The sequence below is a fragment of the Psychrobacter immobilis genome, assembly GCF_904846175.1.
Classification (GTDB): domain Bacteria; phylum Pseudomonadota; class Gammaproteobacteria; order Pseudomonadales; family Moraxellaceae; genus Psychrobacter; species Psychrobacter immobilis_E.
Genome location: NZ_CAJGZM010000003.1, coordinates 152,866 through 174,023, shown reverse-complemented (window position 1 = coordinate 174,023; position 21,158 = coordinate 152,866). Strand labels below are relative to the sequence as shown.

Here is a 21,158-nt window from a genome sequence, read left to right as displayed (position 1 = left end):
ACTCTATACTTTTTGATGAGTCTCTTTAAGCAGATTTTTTAATTAGCCTTTTTGAAATGAGCGCTGTTGCAGTACTTTGATTTCTTCATCTAAGCCAGCAATCGGACCATCTACTGACACATTCGGCGCAACTTCTTGAACAGTTAATAAATTGATGGGCGATGTTGATGTCACGCCCATTTCATCCATCCATGTACTTAGCTGTTTTGATGAGCTGATATAAACAATACGACCAAGCCCCGCCCATGCATGCGCAGCTGAGCACATGGCACAATGCTCACCTGAGGTATAAACCACCGCTTTTGCACGTGCTGCAGGGGTCATATTTTGAGCAGCCCATTTAGCCACAGCAATTTCAGGATGGTAAGTCGCATCGACCGTATTGGCACGATTACGATCTTCTCGTAATACATTGCCATCGCCATCAACCAACACGCTGCCAAACGGCGCATCGCCCGCCTCTAATGCTTCAGCAGCGAGTTCCACGCAGCGGCGTAAATGAATCATCTCATTATCAGTAGTCATCATAGCTTCCCTTCTATTATTTTTTCATAGCTATCTATCTAATAGCCAAGTGCCATTTGCATGGCGTCAAACTTGGCTATTTTTACATCTATTCATCATATTATGCTGTTTATGATGGACGGTTTTGATTCATCACATCAAGCACTGGCGGCATCGGTTTTGGCAACTTACCTTCTGCTTGTAGCTCTTTGGTGGTTTTGGCATCGATAGCCAGTCCAGCAATCAGAGCAATATCTTTAACAGCTTTACGCTTACGGGTAGCAAAGCTTACTGGCACCATGCGCGCAAACTCGTAAATATGCAGATAAGACTCTTCGCCACCTTCAAAATCTTCGTCATCTTCTAAACGAATGCCACCGATTTTAGCCAAATCCGACAGCATCTCGTTTTCGTCGCTACTCAGACCACAATCTGTAATACCAAAACCAGTCATAAAGCCATTTGCCCACTGTTTCAGCGCCATCACACGCTCGTATAGGTCATGTTCATCATCTGGCACCAACGGCGTATAGGAATAAGCATCGTCTTTATCTTTTAGCTGAAAAACGATGTCTTCTGCTTCTTCTGTCAACAAGGTTAATGCTTCATCAGGCAGCGGCGCAAAACTCAGCTCCTCAAATACCTTTGCCCATACTGGTTCATCAGGCGCATCACAGGCGGTCATCAGCCCTGTCATCAAGCCATGTACCTCGCTGATAGACACGTCAATCCAGTCATCAAATGCGGTCAGCCAGGTATTCCAGCCAGAGATATTGTCATTCATAATAGAGGTCCTAGTTATTGATTAATAGTATTAAATACAAACAGACGCCGCAGGATGTTATTCATAAAGCGGCGATTGATAGCAGTCACGAAACAAAGCGGCATACAATTACTTTGTTGATATAGATATTATGCGGTCACCTATGGCATTATTAAACGCAGAGAACAAAATTCATTCACGCTTACTTGTTAAGGATAAAAACTGACTATGTATGACCAACTTAGAATATTAGAAAAAATGGTACTCGATATCAAAAAACAGTATCAGCTTGTCAGTGCTGAACTTAGCAGCCTCAAACAACAACCAGCGACTGACCCAAAAGAACTTGCCACGCTAAAAACCAAACTCGATAGCAGTTATACCGAGCGTGACGGTGCTAAAAAACAATTGAGCGATCTAGATAAGCGTTATCAAAACCTTGCCGAAGCGCATCATATGATAGGCGAAGAGCAAGATAATTTGCAAAAACAGGTTAGCCAATTACAACAAAAAAATAATGAGCTGCAGCAACAAAATAACGAATTAAAGCAGCAATATAGCGACATTAAGCAGCAAAATAGTGACTTGAAGAAGAAAAACGAATTGGCAGCTGAACGTACCCAAGTAGTTTTACAGCGTTTAACGCGTATTGATCAAGCAGAAGGTTAAGCAGACATTAATATTGATCACGTTTAACGCGCCTATTTTTACTGATTAAATGTTATTTATTAAGTCGCCAAGTTTATCATTAACACATTTATAGCCGTGATATTTAATTACTCACTTTAATGACATATATTGTAGGATTTATCATGACCGATGACCGCGCAAACCCTGTAGACAGTCAGAACAAAAATACCCAATCAACAGTCACTGAATCAATAAACAATCAAGCACAAAATACGCAAGTACAAAAAGCCATGCCAAATAATTCGAACACTCAGAATAGCAATTCAAATAGCAATAAAACAAATAATAGTACGGTAAATAGTAGCGCTGCTAAACCTATAAGCACTCCTGAACCACAAATCAAAAAGGTCGATGTGGCGATTGCTGGCGTGACCTATCCGATTTATTGTCCCGTGCATGAGCAAGAAGAGCTGCACTCGGCTGTTTCTTATATCAATAACTATGCGCTAGACCTAAAACGCGATGCGCCAAGCCTGAGTCAAGAAAGTCTACTTGTACTATGCTGCTTGAACTTGTATGAGAAAATCCATGCCAATCAGAGAAATGAAGAAGATCGTCTGCAGCAAAGCAAACAGTCTGAAGCCTTGATAAATAAAATTATGAAAGATGCGCATTCTATTTTATAAGCTGCTACCGATATTAAATTGCTATAGATGTATCAAAAATATAAGCGCTTAACTCACTGAAGCTAAGCGCTTTTTTAATGTAAATAACAGCTTATCGACTTATGACTTGCCACTTATGACTTACAATTTAGGCATCTACTTGATAAGTCTTACCGGCATGAAAATCCGCTTGATGCTCATAATTGCAAAAGAACAATTCTTTGTTGGCTGTGACGTCGTTACTACTTTCATCAGCTGCTGTGGAATTTTCTGCCGCAGAAATTGGCTTGGTCTCTAACACACCGCGATATTCAGCCAAACTGTTACCACAAAAATTACAAGGACGCGGCGTGGTCACATCACCTTTTTTTGGCATCATACTCTTGGGTGCGCGTGGGTACATAAATTTATAAAAGCCCCACATCACAGCCCAGATAATAAGAATTACAATGATAACGCCCAACATGACAGTGCTCCTTCGAATAGGGTCTAAGACATTATAAACTTAACGCTTTAGAATAAGCGCATAAAAAACTGGCCACATGCAGCCAGTTTTTTATGTCTTCAATACAGTAACAAATGCTCAGCGTGTCGTTAGGCTATAGCTGTCAAACTATAACTAACGAGCTATAGCTATAGCTATAGCTGTCAAACTATAACTAACGAGCTATAGCTATAGCTGCAGCTCACTGATATCAGCAACGGTTAAGAACAATGCGCGAACTTGCTTAAGTAGCGCTAAGCGATTGTTCTTTAGCGCCGCATCTTCACTGTTGACCATGACATCGGCAAAGAATTGCGTTAATGGCGCATCCAAACTGACCAGCGTTTGCAATATTTGCGTATAATCAGGCGTTTCAAGTAATGGCGTTACAGCCGTTTGTGCTTGCTGAACCGCCTGATACAACGCTTGCTCAGCAGGTTCAGATAATAATGTTTCGTCGACCTTGTCAGCGACGCTCACTTCTGACTTGGCTAAGATATTGGCAACACGTTTGTTCGAATCAGCCAACTTTTCAGCTTGTGGTAACTCACTAAATGCTTGTACTGCGCGGATACGCTGATCAAAATCGAGCGGCATATGCGGATTAATCGCTTGCACTGCCTGGATGGTATCAACGCTAACGCCTTGCTCGGTATACATCGCACGATAGCGAGAGTTTAAGAATGCCATGACCTGAGTAAAAGTATCGCCCATTTTAGCAATCTTGCTGCCATCGCTCGTGCTATAGCCTTTAATTGCTTGCTCAACGAGAGCTACCAAATTAATTGGTAATTGCTTTTCAATCAAAATACGTAAAATACCAATCGCTGAACGACGTAGGCTGAACGGATCTTTTGAACCTGTTGGTGCTTGGTCAATGGCAAAAATACCAACCAGCGTATCTAAACGGTCCGCCAATGCTAAGCAAATACCAATTGGCGTCTGCGGTAATACATCACCGCTAAATTTCGGCAGATATTGCTCTTCCAAACTTGCTGCGACTGCTTCTGGCTCATCATTCAAGCGCGCGTAATAGGTACCGGCGATACCTTGCAGTTCAGGGTATTCACCAACCAGTGAGCTTGCCAAATCTGCTTTAGACAAAATCGCGGCACGTACCGTTTCATCAATATTAATATCGCGACCTTGCTGTTGCATTAAGGCGGCGATAAAGGCAGCAAGTTTCGCAATACGCTCAGATTTCTCCCAAATCGTACCCAGCTTATCTTGGAAGACACGAGTTTTTAGGCTTTCAGTCAAGGCAAATAATGGCTGCTTTTGGTCTTGTAAGAAGAAAAACTCTGCATCAGCCAAACGCGGACGCACCACTTTCTCATTACCTTCAATAATCTGATTGGGATCTTTTGACTCAATATTGGTAATAAAAATAAAGTATGGCTGCAGTTTTCCTGCTTTATCGGTCAAGCAAAAATACTTTTGATCGGCCTGCATGGTTGAGATAAGCGCTTCTTGCGGCACTTGTAAAAAGCGCGCCTCAAAGTTTGCTCGCAGCGCAATCGGGAAATCAACCAACGCCGTCACTTCATCTAACAAATCTTGCGGTACGATAGGATCAGCATTGACTTCATCGGCTAGCGCTTTGACTTGGTTTTTAATCAGCGTTTGACGCTTATCGAAATCAGCCACGACTTTTAAACCATCGAGAAGTTGCTCATAATCATTGGCGTGCGCAATAGTATGGTAATCAGGGCTATGGAAGCGATGACCACGCGTTTGATTACCAGTCTGATGACCTTGGATAGTCGCATCAATAACAGCATCATCTTGCATCAAGACTGCCCACTGTACCGGACGTACAAACTCATTGCGGCTCGCCCCTGAACGCATACGCTTGGCAATTGGCAGATTATCAAGTGCGGTCTGAAAAATAGTAGGCAGTAGCTCAGTCGTTGCCTGACCCTGAATCGTTTGCACATAACCAACATAATCACCTTTATCGGTGTTAATAGTGGTCAGCTCACTGGCTTCAATACCTAGACCTTTAGCAAAGCCCATCGCAGCGCGCGTCGGATTACCATCGGCATCGAACGCCGCCTTAATCGCAGGACCACGTTTTTCTTCTGTACGATCCGGCTGCTTATCGCTAATGCCGTTAATCTGTAATGCTAAACGGCGCGGTGCGGCAAAAGCTTTAATACTATCAAAGGTAATGTTAGCTACAGCTGATTGTATAATGAAGCTTTCTTGCAATGCATCGCGTAAAAGCTTTAAGCTTCTTGGAGGTAGCTCTTCACACCCCAGTTCAAATAGAATAGTACTCATGGGATGCTCCTATTTATTATTGTTAGTAGTTTGATTGTTTTCAGTAGACTGACTAGCGTCTGTAACGTCATCTGTTACCGATTCTTCTTTTGGCAAATACTTATCGAGCGCCGCTTGACGATGCGCCTCATCAGCCAATGGGAAGCCTAACTTAGCGCGTGCTTCGACATAACCAATGGCGACTTTACGTGCCAGTGTACGCACTCGCAAAATAAAACGCTGACGTTCGGTCACTGAAATCGCGCCACGAGCATCGAGTAAGTTAAAGGCATGCGAAGCTTTTAGCACCATCTCATAGGCTGGTAATGGCAAACCTTCAGCAACTAGCTTATCCGCCTGTTGTTCATAAAAGTCAAACATCTGACCCATCATCGGCACATCAGCATGCTCAAAGTTATAGGTCGATTGCTCAACTTCATTTTGATGAAAGACATCGCCATAAGTCACGCGACCAAATTCACCATCTGCCCAGACCAAATCATAAACGCTATCGACGCCTTGCACATACATCGCCAAGCGCTCAAGACCGTAAGTAATCTCGCCCGTGACTGGGAAACACTCTATACCGCCTACTTGCTGGAAGTACGTAAACTGAGTGACTTCCATACCGTTGAGCCAAATCTCCCAACCAAGTCCCCACGCACCTAGCGTTGGCGACTCCCAGTTGTCTTCAACAAAACGTACATCATGCACTAATGGATCGATACCGATAGCTCTTAATGAGTCCAAATACAACTCTTGGATATTGGGTGGATTAGGCTTTAGAACCACTTGGAACTGATAATAATGCTGCAAACGGTTCGGGTTATCACCGTAGCGACCATCGGTTGGGCGACGTGATGGCTGCACGTAAGCGGCATTCCAACGCTCAGGACCTAAGGAGCGCAAAAATGTCGCGGTGTGAAAAGTACCCGCGCCGACTTCCATATCATAAGGCTGCAAAATAACGCAGCCCTTGTCGGCCCAATAATTTTGTAAGGTTAGGATGAGATCTTGAAACGTCATCGGCTGAGCGTCTTTTTCTTGTATCATCGAGGTTGTCGCTTGTGATGTCATAGTTTGGATTGTCATAGTTTGGGGCATCGTAGTAAAGCCACTGTGGAATTTGTATTATGAAATAAAATATTGATAGCGCTCGTATCGCCTATTTGGCGACGACTCTATTTGCCTGCTCACCTTACTAAAAATTGACTATTTTATCTATATTTACCGCAATTAAATTTATCTCACGGGCTTAAATCGTCAGTTATACGCCTTGTTTATCGTTAAACTGTCCGGATAGGCGTTATTAAGCCTATAGATATAAAAGTAAGATAAAAAAATACCCAAATGCAGAGCATCTGGGCAGGAGGAAAAGTATGTCTTTTAATATCCTGATGAGTCAGGCTTTTTGTTTTTTCGTGGGCTGTTATTTTTATATTGGCCTTATTCTTTATTTCTTTAGATACAGATTTATTTAAATAGTACTGGTATTAACTTTAATATTATTGATACGACTGGCTACTTGCTTTGGGCATGATTATCCATAAGATAATATAAATTAAAATACCAGGTACTGCTGCGCTCATCGTTGAGACAATAACAAATAGCAATCTTACCCATGTAGGTGACCAACCGACATATTCTGCGATGCCGCCCATCACGCCCGCTATCATGCGATGGTTTTGTGATCTATGTAATTTTGCTAACTTAGCCAAATCAAATACCTCTCTTATCATTTATAATTACTTATACTTATTTTACGTCTAACATTTATCGTTATTTTTATAATCTGTTTTAAAACTATATAAGTCTTCTGAACTTACGAATAAGTATAGCAACTAATCCTATTTTATCTGTTGAGTATGTAGACGTGCTTTGTGAATTTATGCTACTTAAGCTTGCCCTAATCTCTCATAAACTGTCGTAAACCCCTGATTTTAAATAATTATTTCAAAATGTTTCATAATTAGCTTTGTTGCTCTTATCTTACACTTCTTGTTACAAACCCACTTTTCGGCTATTTATAACAGATAAATAAGTCTTATAGATTTAGCGTTAAAAATAGTGAAATATTTAAACAATGATAAGTAAATTAATAACTTAGTTTTATTTTTATAAATAAAAAATTTCGTCAATCAACGCCAATTTACAATAACCTACCTGTAAATCTGTTTAAACCTTTATACCATGCCGATAAACAACTAAAACAACAACTGTCGATTGGTAATTTTTAGCATATAAGGAAAGCTATGTACGACTCAGGCTTAATGATTGGACATTTTGAACCGCTACATTTAGGACAAATGCGCAGTATATTGAACGCAGCAGGACAGGCAAAAACCTTAAATATCGTGATTATGGCGCATCCAGCACCGCATCCAGACTTTAATATTACGTTGCAAGATAAAGCGCGTTGGCTACAGATGGCGTCTGCAGATTTACCGTTTATACATATTCATACCACTGATGAGATTGAGCTGCCGTTACATGAAAGCTTTGCTGATGTAAACATTGATATTGCTGCTAGCAATGCCAAATTGCAACGCTTAATAGATGCATTAAAATTGCCGACAGAAACGGTATTATTTGTGGCAGAAAACCATCCGTTAGCGCGGACGGGCGTTTGTGAGCAGCTAATCATGCAAGTGCTCACCACGCCCCTACAGCCTGAATTTGACTCTTATGCGATTGCACGCAATCCGGTCGCGCATTGGTCGGCGCTGCACCCACAAGTACGCGGTGACTATACCAAAACGGTTGCTATCGTTGGCGGTGAAAGCTCGGGTAAGACGACATTGGTGCATAAGCTTGCAAACTATTATGGTGCCAGCTTTGCGCTTGAGATGGGACGGCTATATGTCGGTACAGATTTAGGCGGTAGCGAGATTGGTTTGCAGTACAGCGATTATGGTCCTATTGTGCTCAATCATGCGCAGGCTATCCGCGATGCAGCCGCTCGAGCAACGGCACCCGTTACTATTGTTGATACTGACTTTGTCACCACTCAAGCTTTTTGTGAAGAGTATGAAGGTCGTAGCCATCCTTTTGTCGCCGCTTGTATCGATGAGTTTCGCTTAGACCATACGATTATGCTCGATAACAATACGCCATGGGTGGATGATGGCATGCGCTCATTGGGTACGCCTGAAGCGCGCGGTCGCTTTGAGCAACGCTTGCTAGATATTTTCGCCCGTCATAACATTAAACCGCATATGATTGATAAGCCCGACTATGATGCCCGCTATCAACAAGCTTTACTACTTATTGACCAGTACATTTATGGTAAATAAGCGCCGTATTAAATAAAAGCAGTGCCAAAAAAATAATGTAAAAAATGCAGCACATTAAAAAATAAGAAACATTGATTATCGTTTTCATACTTTGAGGAAAAAGGCTTTATGCGTATTCAGCTGTTAGATAACATCACCGGAAAATGGGCCATACAATGGATTGTCCTATGGTTTATTTGCGGCGTCATTGCCTTGTCGGCAGGATTTTGGCTGACTACAGAGCACACTACTCTTGATTGGTTTTACTTAGCCGTGTCATTTATTGGTTTGATTTGCGTGGTGTCATTATCGTTTCGCAAAAACATTCTGGGTAATGGTTTTGGGATGGCGGCGACCGCAGGGGAATTTGTCGTCCAAGCGACTTCTGGTGCAGTTGGTTTGATGTTAGCGCCGTTATTTAACTTTTTTAGTCACCTTTATGGGATTTTTTATTGGTCCAAGCATACCGATGCCGATGGCGATATGGTACCCAAATCCGCCAGTCGCTGGATTTGGCTATTAACCATCGCTTTTATGATCATCGGTTTGGCGCTATTCCCCACCGTCAATGATTTACTTGCCAATTATGGCTATGCCGTCGTTGAAGATGATAATAGTAAATTCTTGGGCTTTATCTCTTTCTTTTGGATTAACGTCATTGCTTTTGTACTCTCTATCACCGCGCAAGCAGCGATGATTTTACGTTACTCATTTAACTGGTGGTTATGGATTTTATCCAACTTCGTTTGGCTGACCGTTAACCTGATGTCAGGCAATTATATCTTTGCCATTCAAACCATGGTCTACCAAGTAAACTCGTTTGTCGGACTGTATGAATGGTACCGCAGCGAGCAAAACTCTGTAGAACTGGCAAAACCAGTACATTAATGGATAATTTTAGTAAGCGATAAAAATTTGACAAACAAACAAATTAAGTTAAATAAATGGCATGATTTGACTGTACGGTTTACCAGATAAAATGGCAGACTGTGCCAATTAGTGCTACAACTGGTATTAATAAGTAGATTTATGCATTTATTACATGTCATTTATCTACGATTAGTCATTTATTTGCTAACAGGGAGGTTAGTATGTCTCGTACTCGTCAAGGCCGTATGTCTAAACGCACACTTGAGCAATGGCTCAGTGAGTATTCTGTCAGCCATCAAAACCTAGTCAATAAAAAAATCCATTGGTTATGTGTCCCGACGATTTTTGTCAGTATATTAGGCATGGGCATGTCGCTATCAGTGTGGTTCACCTTGGTGATGAGCGCTTTAGTTTTGATATTCTATATGCGTTTATCGACGCCGCTGTTTGTGGCAATGGGCATGTTTATTCTTATTTGTCTGTCAGTGATGACGTTATTACCGTGGGGCTTTAAGGTTTGGGCGGCTATCTTTGTGGTTGCTTGGATTGGACAGTTTGTTGGTCATAAAATTGAAGGCAAAAAACCTTCTTTCTTTGAAGATTTACAGTTCTTATTAATTGGTCCAGCATGGGTAGCTAATAGCTTGATGCGCCGTAAAAAAAGCTAAATAACAGCTAAATAACAGCTAAATAACAGCTAAATAACAGCTATTTAGTATTGACCTTATTTTTAACCTTACCATTTAATATTATCGTTTAACATTACTATTTAACGCTACTATTTAATATGGTCATCTAATACAGACAAAAAAACGCCACCCAGTAAAATTGAGTGGCGCTTTTTTTATGTGCTAGCTACTTCTATTTGCTAACTAACCTTTTTACACAAATAGCTTACTTACCAAATACTTGCATACGCTTATCAACTGGCTTAAATGCTTTGTCGCCTGCTGGCTGCTCAATCGCGCCAAATACCATTTGCGCATTCAATTCCCAATGTTCATCGATGTTCCATTCTTCAGCGACTTTTTTATCGATAATTGGATTGTAATGCTGTAAATTAGCGCCGACATCAATACTGGCCAAGGCAGTCCAGATAATGTACTGGTGCATCGCATTGGTTTGGTCTGCCCAAATTGGGAATTTATCGGCATATAAAGGCGCAGCGGCTTGCATGCCTCTTACGACACTATGATCTTCAAAGAACATAATGGTACCAGCGCCGGCTTTAAAGCCGTCCATTTTTTGCTTGGTCGCAGCGAACTGCTCTTCATTATCAACGATATCACGTAAAGTATCTTCAGTGATTTGCCACAGCTTGTTGTGGTCATCGCCAAATAAAACGACGATGCGCGTCGATTGTGAGTTAAAAGCGGATGGCGTATGCAAAACCGCATGCTCAACCAACTTCACGATTTCGTCATTTGATACTGGCAATTGATCGCTCAATGCATAGATAGAACGACGCTTTTCTGCCAAGTGCTGTAATGTTTTTAGGTCTGACATAGGTTTCTCCGTATTATTAATATGATTCAATCCAATGAAAGTAAATGTTAGATTAGAGTAGAGATGATGAATTGCTGCATATCGCTACTTTTTAGTCTAAACTAGTATATGAACATTAAAATCAAATCTGTGCGCTATTTTTGTAAAATAAACTTAACGATAAGTCTCTATTTAAAAGCCAGTTTAATGAATGATGCTTAATATTAAGCTAACCTTTAAAGCCTTGCGGTAACTCTGGTGCTGGCAGACGTTTCATATCTGAATCGACATTACCAAAACGCTCATGACCATTATTCCAGTCGATAATAGATTGCTCAATCTCTGCTTTATTGTCCGCGACAAAGTTCCACCATAGTAAGACTTGATTATTTAATGGCTCACCACCGATGAACATCACGCGTGTGCCTTTTTTGGCAACAAGCTTAATGCTTTCGTTATTGGCAACATCGGTATCATGAAAGCGCAATAGCTGATCTTGTGGACATACTTTGCCTTCAGACTCAATCTCGCCTTCTGTGACTAAGATGCCATACTCAAAACCTGACTCTAGATTCAGCGTGACCTCCCCGTCCTCTTTCCAGTACACATCGATACCGACCATTTTTGAGTATTGGATGGTTGGCGCTTCATAACGCTCACCTGATACGCTCGTATAACTACCAGTGGTAAGAATCATCTCTACACTATCCTCGTGCCATGTTGGCAGTTCAGGATAATGATGGAAGCCACGCTCGATTTTCTGATCAGTCGGTAGCGCAATCCACAGCTGTACCATGCTTAGACCACGAGCGGCATCTGCTGAACCGCCGGTATCAGGAAAGACGCTTTGCTCCGTATGACTGATACCTTGGGTCAAACCTGTGCCCGCTGTCATGACGTTGACTTGGTTTTTGGTAATGACTTGCTTATTACCCAAACTGTCTTTATGCAGTACTTCGCCATTTAGCATCCAGCTAAAAGTTTGCAGATTGGTATGCGGATGACGACCGACTTGCATACCGGTTTCATCTTCGCCAAATTCAGCAGGTCCCGCATGGTCTAAAAAGCACCAAGCGCCGATTGGCTGCTTGCCTTTATTCGGTAACAGACGGGCAATGGGAATGCCGCCCACATCTGCTAAGCGCGGTTCTAGGGTTTCAATACTCATGATTCACCTCTTATTATTTGATACTGGATATAATGTGACGTATAGATAAAGCTCATTGTTTAGCATTAAAAGCTCATAGGTACTTCCATTAGTAATACTTTAGCATCATCGATGACGTCCATCGTAAAGTTCTTAGTATCCCAAACACCCAAACCATCGCGGGTATCCAAAGTGTTACCGTTTACAACGACTTTACCGCTAATGACAAAAATGTAAACGCCATTATTAGGGTTTTTGAGCTCATAAGTCTGAGTTACGCCGTTATCAAAATCACCCATACTGAACCAAGCGTCTTGATGAATCCATACCCCTGCGTCGTCCGCATTGGGCGACAATACTTGATTGAACTCATTTGGCTTTAGGATGTCATCCATACGAACTTGCTGATAACGAGGCTCAACGTTCATTTTATTTGGGATGACCCAAATCTGTAGGAACTTCACCGCTTCGTTGTCGTCACCGTTCATTTCACTGTGCGTGATACCAGTACCCGCCGACATAACTTGGATTTCACCCGTTTCGATAATACCATTATTACCAATATTATCGCCGTGACCGAGCTTACCTGATAAAGGAATGCTGATGATTTCCATGTCACGGTGTGAGTGCTTACCAAAACCTTGACCAGCGATTACAAAGTCATCATTAATGACACGTAGCGCACCAAAGCCCATACGTTCTGGATTATGATAATTGGCAAAACTAAAGGTATGCTTGCTTTTTAACCAGCCATGGTTGGCATCGCCACGAGAATCTGCTGCATGATAGATCATTTTCATAGTTTATCCTTAGTTATTAGTAAGTTAAACGATTTTAGAATTTATGATTCATTAATTCGTTTAAACAATGGATCTATTATAATTGTTGTCTACTAATAGATAAACAACGATAATCGCAATTAACTATTCTTATTTTTAGAACAATAACGTCATAAAGATAGGGTAATATATGGATAACAGAACCCTGTATGTTCATAACAGAACCATTTATATTCATAACAGAACTAGTAGCATAAGCTGATACTATCGCTCATGTAATAATAGTGAATGTAAATTAAGTCTAGAAGATGTTAATCATACTTATGATATAAGGAAATTTAACCATGTCAGATACGGCAAAGTCAGATAAAAAAAATAGAGAACCGTTAGATTACGAAGTCATTGATAATACTGATAAAAAGCGTTTTGAGATTCATATCGATGGCAAGATTTCTTTGGAAGATTATGAATTCTTTACGACAAGTGAAGGCGAAAAAGGTATTGAATACAAACATACCGAAGTGCCAGAAGAGTTAGGTGGTCGAGGTATTGCAGGTTATCTGGTCAAATATATCTTAGATGATGCGGCAGCGAAAAACTTGCGCGTGAAACCGACTTGTCCTTATGTAAAATCTTATATCGACAAGCATCCAGAGTACCAAGACAACTCAGTATTTCATAACGCTAAGCCTTAAATAGCTAAACATAAGCGCTTAACTAGAAAGTAAAAAAACGCCATATTTTTACGGATATGGCGTTTTTTATTGGAAATGTTTTGTGTAGTTAAGATTTTTTATGGGCAATGATTTTTATAAGCGATACTTTCTAATAGCAATAATATAAGCAGTGGAATGATTAAGCTAAAACTTATTAGGCAATATGCTCTAGAAATTCTTTATCGCGTGCCATTATTGACAGATATAACACTGGCAATACGAACAAGCCTACTGCCCAAAAACTCAGCTGCATATATAGCAAGGCACCTACTAAAGCGCCAACTAGAAAGCTAAAGACTAATACTGAACTGTGTGCCAATTTTTTGCCATTATCGGCGTTTCGATTGAGTAGATAATCAGTCAGATTGATACCCAGTTGTGTGGTATTACCTGTCATCAGCACGGTAGGGCTCGTGTGTTTAATCACCGTTTTGCTAGCAGTATTACGAATCGCTAGCGCAATTAGACCGAGTCCACCCGTTATCGCCACGCTTATATCACCGGCATCGACGAAAGGCTGATAGTAAAGACCAGCTATCATAAAGGAGGTTAAAAAAACGGCTTCCGCTAACAATAAATGGCTCAGCGTTAGCTGCTTATTTTTACTATGATCAATAAATAGCTTGGTGACCATGACCGTCAAAATAAACAACGGCAAGGCGGCAAGCTTAATCCATAGACCGTCCTCACCTTTGACCAAGCCACTACCGGCCATCACCAAGTTACCCGTGACGTGGGCAGTAAAGAAACCAAACAAGGTGATAAAACCGATGGTATCAATCGCGCCGCCGACCACGGTTAATAGTACCGGCGTTTGATGACGCTGCCAAAAACTTGGCGGCTTTGAATTTGGCAGCTTTGAGTCAGGTGAACCTGATTGATGGCTATCATTTTGACTGGCAGCTTTATTATTAATATTAGCAGTATCGGTAGAGATTGAATTAGTCACGCGACTGTCCTGCAAATTTAACAAACTCAGTCACAAAGTTTTGTAAGAACTTCTGCGTCCGTTCGCTGACGCTGCCATGTTCATTTAAGCTGTCCGTTGCACGGCTTAAATGAATTTCAGGGTCGATCATTACTTCAGCCGACAGCATTTGCATGCTTTTACGCACATCAAGCCCACTATTGATACCGCCAAAGCTACCCGGCGATGCCGTGACGACAGCGATTTTTTTACGCGTCCAAACACTTTTTCTATAAGGGCGTGAGCCGATATCTACGACGTTTTTTAACGCAGCAGGCATGGTGCGGTTGTGCTCTGGCGTCACCATCAATACTGCGTCAGCGTCTTTTAGCTGCTGACGCACGCGCTCATAGCTGTCAATAGTCGTATCATCATAGTCTTGATTATAAAGCGGCAAGTCTGCAATATGCACTTCCTTTATAGTGACGTTGTCAGGCATCTGCGCCGCAATAAATTCTGCAAATTTACGATTAATAGATTCTTTTCGCAAACTACCGATAATTAGTGCGATATTGATTGATGCGCTCATAACAACTCCCTAATGATGATAAAAACCGTCTAGATTGAGCATTTTACTATACTAGATTCTGCGCGTATTACTGTTATCAATTGAATAAGCACCTGCTCCATGAGCAAAAATCATCAAGAACCCACCCGCCATCGCAATGTTTTTCATAAACGGGTTCATTTGTGATTCATCAATCCAGAATTGATGGAAAAGTAACGCTGATACAATACTAAAACCAGCCATTAAAATCGCTACCAAGCGCGCTTTAAAGCCTAATAAAATAGCGATACCACCCAGCAGCTCAACAGCAATGACCAAAGGCAATAGCATACCCGGTACGCCCATTGCTTCCATATAGCCTTGGGTAGCGGCGTAGCCAGTAATTTTGGTAAAACCTGAAAAGATAAAGATCATTGATAATAATAGGCGACCAATTGGGGCGCTCAGCTCTTGTAATTTGTCCATGATTATTCTCCGATAAGATAAAAGTCATAATTATAAAGATTTTATTTAAAAGACTTTTGTTTGATTAGGCAACGGCATTATTATAGCCGTTGCCTAATAATAGATAAACCACGATAATTACAAATGTAAGTTCTTATTTAGAGAACAGTCAAGAGAGGATTCTATTGATACAATAATAAAAACGACCATACTTATAATCGTTAATTAGGCTCGTTACTTATGCTTGTTACAGAAACAGTTAACATTTGAGTAACGATATAAAACCCTACAGAAAAAAGCATTTTTCGGTACGGTTTAGCGTCTAACATCATATTTTTTGCTACACTTGTTGTGCTGGTATATAAGATATACTTAACGCTAACTTTTGAAACGAATAGTTTTTAAACTGAAGATTTTTAAACCGATTCAGTCTTTGAGATAATAATTAACCAAGGCAGTATATTTACTAGACGCTATACTTGCTTCTACCTACTCACTTAAAAAAAGGATGATTTATGATCACTGTAAATTCTATTAAAAAAACAAATCGCGCGCTTGCTTTTGCTGCTATCGGTACGCTTGGCCTGCTTAGCACACTAGGTCACGCTGCAACTTATGAGCTTGACCCGCATCATACCGCCGTGCGCTTTTCTGTCGATCACTTTGGTACCACGACCAATGCCGGCGGCTTCTATAACCTATCGGGTATTCTTGAATACGCGCCTAAAGAGAAAAAAGGCTTTGTCGGTATTACGATTCCTATGGGTAGCTTGAGTACAGGCATTAAAGCTTTTGACGGTCATCTAAAATCTGCGGATTTTTTTAACGTAAAAGAATATCCAACCGCTTATTTCAAATCGACCAAATGGGAGTTTGATGGCGATAAAGTGAAAGCGGTCAAAGGTGATTTAACACTACTTGGTAAGACTCATCCAGTGACTTTAAAAGCCACTAAGTTCAACTGCTATGACAATCCTTTATTAAAAACTGAAGCTTGTGGTGGGGATTTTGAAACCACTATCGATAGAACCAAATGGGGCATCAATACCTTTACCGATGGCGGTATGATGAAGGACATCAAACTGGTCGTTCAGGTAGAAGGCAGCAAAAAAGCAGCTCTTAAATAAGGGTAATTTATCCATTTAAGATAATGCTTTTAGATTGAACACAGTCTCGATTATTTGGCTTTATTGATAAAAGGCTGGGTTTTTAACTCAGCCTTTTATCTTTTATATCGTTAATAGTAAATAAAATAGATATATTAAATATAGTAGGTTAAGTTCAAAACCAATACAGTACGAATAGGATGAATTTTTCGTAGCCTCTGCTATAGCAGCAAGCAAGGAAAACTTATACCCGTCGCACGTGGCTATTAATCTATCGGATTTATTTCGAGATGACTATAATCATCATACGATATCGCAAAATAACCATAGCTAAGTAACCATAGCTAAATAAAAATAAGGAGGTAGCTAGGATGGGACAACTAGAAGATATGGCAATGTTTGTGCGCATTGTCGAAGCTGGTAGCATTACCAAGGCTGCCGAACAACTCAATATTGCTAAGTCAGCGGTTAGCCGCCGTCTCAAGGATTTAGAGACGCGTTTAGGCAGTCAGCTTATCAGCCGCACCACACGCCAATCCAACTTGACCCAAGCCGGTGAGCAATATTACCAAAAGGTGAACAATATACTCAGCGAGGTCGATGCGCTAAATGAGGAAACCAGTGGCGCGCCGACACGTATCGAGGGTACCTTGAAGATGACCGCGCCACTGTCATTTGGCTTGATGCATTTAAATGATGTCATCGATGAATATGCCAATCAGCACCCCAATTTAAACTTTGAATTGGATTTTTCTGATCGGCATACGGATTTGGTAGAAGAAGGCTTTGAGTTAGCCATTCGGATTAGAGAGCTGCAAGATTCTAGTTATCAGGCCAAACGTTTGGCGCTGATTCGTTATGCCTTATGTGCCAGCCCTGAATATCTGAGTAGAATGGGCACGCCTCAAACCATCGAGGATTTGGCAGAGCATGAGTTTTTACAATATGGTCTGAGCAAATCCAGCACCATAGAGCTGATAGACGAGCAAGGCAAGAGGCATCAAGTCGCCATCAACTCAAAAATAAAAGTGAATAACGGTGACTTTTTGCGCGATATGGCCGTAAAGGGACATGGTATCGCTTTTTTGCCCACTTTTATTACTTATAAAACCTTAGCCAGTCGTGAGCTTGTGCCCATCATGCAACAGTATCAATTGCCCACTTTAAACGCTTATGCTGTCTATCCTAAAAACCGCTTTTTGTCACAGCGCTGCCGTTATCTCATTGATTTTATTGCCGAGCGTTTTGGTGATGACCCTTATTGGGATAAATTTTGATACGCTCTAATAGAACTATTTAATATACCTTATTAACCTACTTGGTAAACCTAGCAGTATTCTAAATACTGCTATCAAGACCAGAATAATGTTGTTACTATAATCTGCAGAAATCTATCCATTGGTCATAAGGAGATGCAACATGGATTTAACATCACTCGGCATGAAAGCCATTCACGACTTTGATGACGTTCGTCAAAGCCCATTACCACAAGAGCGCCTAAGAATAGCTCGCAAGCAAGCAAGCGCTTTTAGAGAACGCTTTATGGATGAAGCGCCGGTACAATTTTATCAAAGCGCCGACATGGTGCGCGTGCCCTACCCGACATGGTACGCCTACAGTGGCGTCTATACCCAAAGCACCTATAAATTCCCCTATATCCATATCCTAAACCGCATTTTTATCGTGCAGTACCATGACTTTTCGGGCGAATTAAAAACTTTGTTGTTTTCTCCTTCTGATATCGAAGCGGATCGTGAGACGCCATTTTTTAAACGCTTAACGGATAAAATGCCCAGTTGGTCGCCGCTTGAAGGTGTTGTTGCGCCTATCATTCGTGATGTCACTGGTGCCTTAGCGGAAGTCGGCTTGTCTCCAGAAGATATTGATTATATCAGCTACGACCACCTTCATACTCAAGATATACGCCGTTGGCTAGGCACGAAAGATAAGCCTGCCTATTTCCCCAACGCTAAGTTATTGGTTCATGAGCAAGAATGGTTAAGTACTACCTCTTTATTACCCGTGCAAGCAGATTGGTATTGCCCAAATGGTATCGAAGGTGTCGATCCTGACAAAGTGATTCAGTTTACGGGTAGCATTCAATTGGGCGAAGGCGTCGCGCTGGTGCATACCCCCGGTCATACCGAAGGTAATCATTCGTTAGTTGCGCGAGTGCCTGACGGCATAAGAGTGACTTCAGAAAATGGCGTCGGAGCAGATGCTTATGCACCGATGAATTCGAAAGTAAATGCTATCCGTCGTTATGCCAAAGACACAGGGATAGAAGTGATTTTAAATGGCAATACTTTAGAAGGCAGTAATGAGCAATATATCTCAATGGTTATAGAGAAAACCATCGCCGGTCCTTCTAAAAATCCTGACTTCCCTAACTGCGCCTCAAGTAGCGAGGCGACGCCCTACTGGCTAATTCCTGGGCATAAAGTCAGTCATTTAATCGGCGAGGCAAAGTTTGGCAGTTTGCAGAAAAAATCAGCAAAACAGTCAAGCTCGATAAACCAACCAAGCTCGATAAAAGACAGCTCATTGCAAAAGGAAAGCGCGTGATGGGTTACTTTACCGGTAAAACTGTCTATATCACTGGTGCTGCCTCTGGTATCGGACTTGAAACGGCTAAGCAGCTGATTCAACAAGATGCCAACTTAGTCTTGTTTGATAGACAAGCGCTTGATGAAGCCGTTGTCACGCTGAAAGGCTTGAACAAAAACAAAGCTTCGATTATCAGCTATGAATTGGACGTCACCGACGCCGATACGACAACCAAGAAAATCGCTGAGGCTGCAAGCAAGCTATCGCCTGATATCTTGATGCATTTCGTCGGAATTACAGGGCCTTGGAGCTTTGATGAGATGAGCCAAGAACAGTTTGAGGGCGTACTGACTATCAATCTATTCGGCACGCGCAATGTTCTAGCTGCCATGCGACCGTTTTTGTCACGTGGCGATCAAGTTATGGTGACTGCTTCTATGTCGTCATTCACAGGCAGTTATGGCTACAGCTCTTATAGTGCGTCGAAGTTTGCCATTTGGGGGATGATGCAGTCGATAAACTACGAATGGAAGCCTCTAGGCATTGATATAACTGTTTTTGCACCGCCGCCGATAGATACGCCGCTTACCCGAGCCGAAATCGGTGTCATGTCGCAAGCTGGCGTTGGCATGAAAAAACTGGCTGGTGAATTAAAAATTGACGATGCAGTTAAATCTATGCTCAAAGGCGTAGAAAAACGGCAGTTCTTGGTCGTACCAGGCGTGATGGCAAACTTGATTAGATTACAACAGCGTATTTTCCCTGTTAGTTGGGTAAATTGGGTAGGCGGCAAAATGGTGGCTTTTTCACTTAGAAAATAGCATTTCTAACAATGGCTTATTTGCATTAATATTTCGCTGCCATCGAGTTTTAATCAGTAAGTTAAAAACAATTTTCATGAAAAAGCGTCACCCAACATTTGGTTAGGTGACGCTTTTTTATGACAAGTTCTCTACACTAGCGATTATCGTTAATCTTAATTTTAGTCTAACGTTTGCACACCGCCGCCATTAACAAATAACGTCTGTCCACTCACCCACTCAGAGATAGGCGCAGCAAAATACAGCATCGCACCAGCGATATCATCGGCTTCGCCTAAGCGTTTGATAGGCGTATGCGATAGCATTCTCTCTTCAATCTCAGGCGTCAATACACTCTCTAACGCTGCAGTGCGCGTGGCACCAGGACCGATGGCATTGATACGCACCTCAGGACCAAAATCATGGGTCAGGTTGGCGACCATATGATTGACCGCCGCTTTTGATGCAGCATAGCCGCTCATATCTGGGCTCTTATTGACACTCGACATCGATGTGGTGATTACGATTGAGCCATAGCCTGATTTTTTCATATGTGGCACGCATAACTGGCATAAGCGCCACGCGCTAAAGACATTTAGCTCAAAGTCGCGACGGAAATCATCAACAGAGATTTTAAACGGATTTTCTTGACCACCGCCACCGCCGCCGGCGTTACTAATCAGGATATTGATACGACCAAATACCTCTAGCGTTTTATCGACCATCGCTACCAAATCATCATCTTTTAAAATATTACATTCAACTGCTAACGCTTTAACGCCGTAGCTTTCTATTTCTTTAGCTGCTTTATTGGCATCTTCTATTTTTAAATCTGCGATGACAATATTTGCACCCGCTTGCGCCAAACGCAAAGCAGTAGCCTTACCGATTCCATTAGCGCCGCCCGTCACAATCGCCGTTTTGCCGGTTAAATCAAACAACTCGTTGAATGCTTTATGTTTAAAATCTTGCATACTCAATCCTTATTATCGTTATTATTATTGTTAAAAGCTAAAGACCATTATGTTGAACGCACTTTCTTATCTCTAACTCACTATTCATCTTTAACTGAATAGAGATAAGTATGCGCGGCTAAGATTAAATAAGTGTGTCAAATCATCCGTGTTTTGTAACGGTCGCCTTTTGTAATTCAGCAATTTTGAATATGCCTATAAACTTTTAATAGAGCTGCAAACCTACTTTCTAAAT

Annotated in this window: 23 protein-coding genes; 10 read left to right on the top strand and 13 right to left on the bottom strand. The window is 41.5% G+C overall.

Annotation, left to right across the window (positions count from 1 at the left end; genetic code table 11):
- Window positions 1-42 precede the first annotated feature (42 nt).
- On the bottom strand, window positions 43-525 hold the full coding sequence (locus JMW39_RS05335; protein ID WP_201544583.1) for a nucleoside deaminase: 483 nt from the start codon (window positions 523-525) through the stop codon (window positions 43-45).
- A gap of 109 nt (window positions 526-634) precedes the next feature.
- Window positions 635-1,288 (bottom strand): UPF0149 family protein, encoded by a 654-nt coding sequence (locus JMW39_RS05330; protein ID WP_201544581.1) that lies wholly within the window; start codon window positions 1,286-1,288, stop codon window positions 635-637.
- 207 nt (window positions 1,289-1,495) lie between these two features.
- Between JMW39_RS05330 and JMW39_RS05325 the strand changes: the two genes are divergently transcribed.
- Window positions 1,496-1,936: a hypothetical protein gene (locus tag JMW39_RS05325; RefSeq protein WP_201544580.1), complete on the top strand. Its 441-nt coding sequence runs from the start codon at window positions 1,496-1,498 to the stop codon at window positions 1,934-1,936.
- 143 nt (window positions 1,937-2,079) lie between these two features.
- Window positions 2,080-2,583 (top strand): cell division protein ZapA, encoded by a 504-nt coding sequence (locus JMW39_RS05320; protein ID WP_201544579.1) that lies wholly within the window; start codon window positions 2,080-2,082, stop codon window positions 2,581-2,583.
- A gap of 127 nt (window positions 2,584-2,710) precedes the next feature.
- Here JMW39_RS05320 and JMW39_RS05315 read toward each other — a convergent pair whose 3' ends face one another.
- From JMW39_RS05315 to JMW39_RS05300, 4 genes are all read right to left on the bottom strand, one after another.
- Window positions 2,711-3,028 carry a hypothetical protein gene (locus tag JMW39_RS05315; protein ID WP_201544578.1) on the bottom strand — a complete coding sequence of 106 codons (318 nt, stop codon included), beginning with the start codon at window positions 3,026-3,028 and terminating at the stop codon, window positions 2,711-2,713.
- 207 nt (window positions 3,029-3,235) lie between these two features.
- Window positions 3,236-5,329, bottom strand: coding sequence for a glycine--tRNA ligase subunit beta (gene glyS, locus JMW39_RS05310; protein WP_201544577.1), 2,094 nt, complete (start codon window positions 5,327-5,329; stop codon window positions 3,236-3,238).
- A gap of 9 nt (window positions 5,330-5,338) precedes the next feature.
- The gene (gene glyQ / locus JMW39_RS05305) at window positions 5,339-6,334 is read right to left on the bottom strand and encodes a glycine--tRNA ligase subunit alpha (protein WP_201544958.1); all 996 of its coding nucleotides are present in this window, start codon (window positions 6,332-6,334) and stop codon (window positions 5,339-5,341) included.
- Window positions 6,335-6,813: 479 nt separating this feature from the next.
- Window positions 6,814-7,026: a PspC domain-containing protein gene (locus JMW39_RS05300; protein WP_201544576.1), complete on the bottom strand. Its 213-nt coding sequence runs from the start codon at window positions 7,024-7,026 to the stop codon at window positions 6,814-6,816.
- Window positions 7,027-7,560: 534 nt separating this feature from the next.
- On the opposite strand from JMW39_RS05300, the gene nadR reads away from it, so the two are divergent.
- From nadR to JMW39_RS05285, 3 genes are all read left to right on the top strand, one after another.
- The gene (gene nadR, locus JMW39_RS05295) at window positions 7,561-8,601 is read left to right on the top strand and encodes a multifunctional transcriptional regulator/nicotinamide-nucleotide adenylyltransferase/ribosylnicotinamide kinase NadR (RefSeq protein WP_201544575.1); all 1,041 of its coding nucleotides are present in this window, start codon (window positions 7,561-7,563) and stop codon (window positions 8,599-8,601) included.
- 108 nt (window positions 8,602-8,709) lie between these two features.
- Window positions 8,710-9,468: a nicotinamide riboside transporter PnuC gene (pnuC, locus tag JMW39_RS05290; protein WP_201544574.1), complete on the top strand. Its 759-nt coding sequence runs from the start codon at window positions 8,710-8,712 to the stop codon at window positions 9,466-9,468.
- 203 nt (window positions 9,469-9,671) lie between these two features.
- Window positions 9,672-10,118: a DUF962 domain-containing protein gene (locus JMW39_RS05285; protein ID WP_201544572.1), complete on the top strand. Its 447-nt coding sequence runs from the start codon at window positions 9,672-9,674 to the stop codon at window positions 10,116-10,118.
- Window positions 10,119-10,344: 226 nt separating this feature from the next.
- Here JMW39_RS05285 and JMW39_RS05280 read toward each other — a convergent pair whose 3' ends face one another.
- From JMW39_RS05280 to JMW39_RS05270, 3 genes are all read right to left on the bottom strand, one after another.
- Complete coding sequence (locus JMW39_RS05280) at window positions 10,345-10,956, bottom strand: nitroreductase family protein (RefSeq protein ID WP_201544570.1); 612 nt, start codon at window positions 10,954-10,956, stop codon at window positions 10,345-10,347.
- A 208-nt stretch (window positions 10,957-11,164) separates the two neighbouring features.
- On the bottom strand, window positions 11,165-12,103 hold the full coding sequence (locus JMW39_RS05275; protein WP_201544568.1) for a pirin family protein: 939 nt from the start codon (window positions 12,101-12,103) through the stop codon (window positions 11,165-11,167).
- Between the two features lie 65 nt (window positions 12,104-12,168).
- Window positions 12,169-12,882 (bottom strand): pirin family protein, encoded by a 714-nt coding sequence (locus tag JMW39_RS05270; RefSeq protein WP_201544566.1) that lies wholly within the window; start codon window positions 12,880-12,882, stop codon window positions 12,169-12,171.
- A gap of 323 nt (window positions 12,883-13,205) precedes the next feature.
- On the opposite strand from JMW39_RS05270, the gene JMW39_RS05265 reads away from it, so the two are divergent.
- Window positions 13,206-13,556 carry a GNAT family N-acetyltransferase gene (locus tag JMW39_RS05265; protein ID WP_201544564.1) on the top strand — a complete coding sequence of 117 codons (351 nt, stop codon included), beginning with the start codon at window positions 13,206-13,208 and terminating at the stop codon, window positions 13,554-13,556.
- Between the two features lie 175 nt (window positions 13,557-13,731).
- Here JMW39_RS05265 and JMW39_RS05260 read toward each other — a convergent pair whose 3' ends face one another.
- From JMW39_RS05260 to JMW39_RS05250, 3 genes are all read right to left on the bottom strand, one after another.
- Window positions 13,732-14,433: a YoaK family protein gene (locus tag JMW39_RS05260; RefSeq protein ID WP_201544956.1), complete on the bottom strand. Its 702-nt coding sequence runs from the start codon at window positions 14,431-14,433 to the stop codon at window positions 13,732-13,734.
- Window positions 14,434-14,518: 85 nt separating this feature from the next.
- Complete coding sequence (locus JMW39_RS05255; RefSeq protein ID WP_201544562.1) at window positions 14,519-15,073, bottom strand: NADPH-dependent FMN reductase; 555 nt, start codon at window positions 15,071-15,073, stop codon at window positions 14,519-14,521.
- A gap of 51 nt (window positions 15,074-15,124) precedes the next feature.
- Window positions 15,125-15,517, bottom strand: coding sequence for a DoxX family protein (locus tag JMW39_RS05250; RefSeq protein ID WP_201544561.1), 393 nt, complete (start codon window positions 15,515-15,517; stop codon window positions 15,125-15,127).
- A 494-nt stretch (window positions 15,518-16,011) separates the two neighbouring features.
- On the opposite strand from JMW39_RS05250, the gene JMW39_RS05245 reads away from it, so the two are divergent.
- From JMW39_RS05245 to JMW39_RS05230, 4 genes are all read left to right on the top strand, one after another.
- Window positions 16,012-16,623 (top strand): YceI family protein, encoded by a 612-nt coding sequence (locus tag JMW39_RS05245; RefSeq protein WP_201544560.1) that lies wholly within the window; start codon window positions 16,012-16,014, stop codon window positions 16,621-16,623.
- A gap of 350 nt (window positions 16,624-16,973) precedes the next feature.
- Complete coding sequence (locus JMW39_RS05240) at window positions 16,974-17,879, top strand: LysR family transcriptional regulator (protein ID WP_201544559.1); 906 nt, start codon at window positions 16,974-16,976, stop codon at window positions 17,877-17,879.
- 142 nt (window positions 17,880-18,021) lie between these two features.
- Window positions 18,022-19,167, top strand: coding sequence for a hypothetical protein (locus JMW39_RS05235; RefSeq protein ID WP_201544558.1), 1,146 nt, complete (start codon window positions 18,022-18,024; stop codon window positions 19,165-19,167).
- Window positions 19,167-19,970 (top strand): SDR family NAD(P)-dependent oxidoreductase, encoded by an 804-nt coding sequence (locus JMW39_RS05230; RefSeq protein ID WP_201544557.1) that lies wholly within the window; start codon window positions 19,167-19,169, stop codon window positions 19,968-19,970. The genes JMW39_RS05235 and JMW39_RS05230 overlap by 1 nt, the downstream gene beginning before the upstream one ends.
- Before the next feature lie 161 nt (window positions 19,971-20,131).
- Here JMW39_RS05230 and JMW39_RS05225 read toward each other — a convergent pair whose 3' ends face one another.
- Window positions 20,132-20,923: a glucose 1-dehydrogenase gene (locus tag JMW39_RS05225; protein WP_201544556.1), complete on the bottom strand. Its 792-nt coding sequence runs from the start codon at window positions 20,921-20,923 to the stop codon at window positions 20,132-20,134.
- Window positions 20,924-21,158 lie beyond the last annotated feature (235 nt).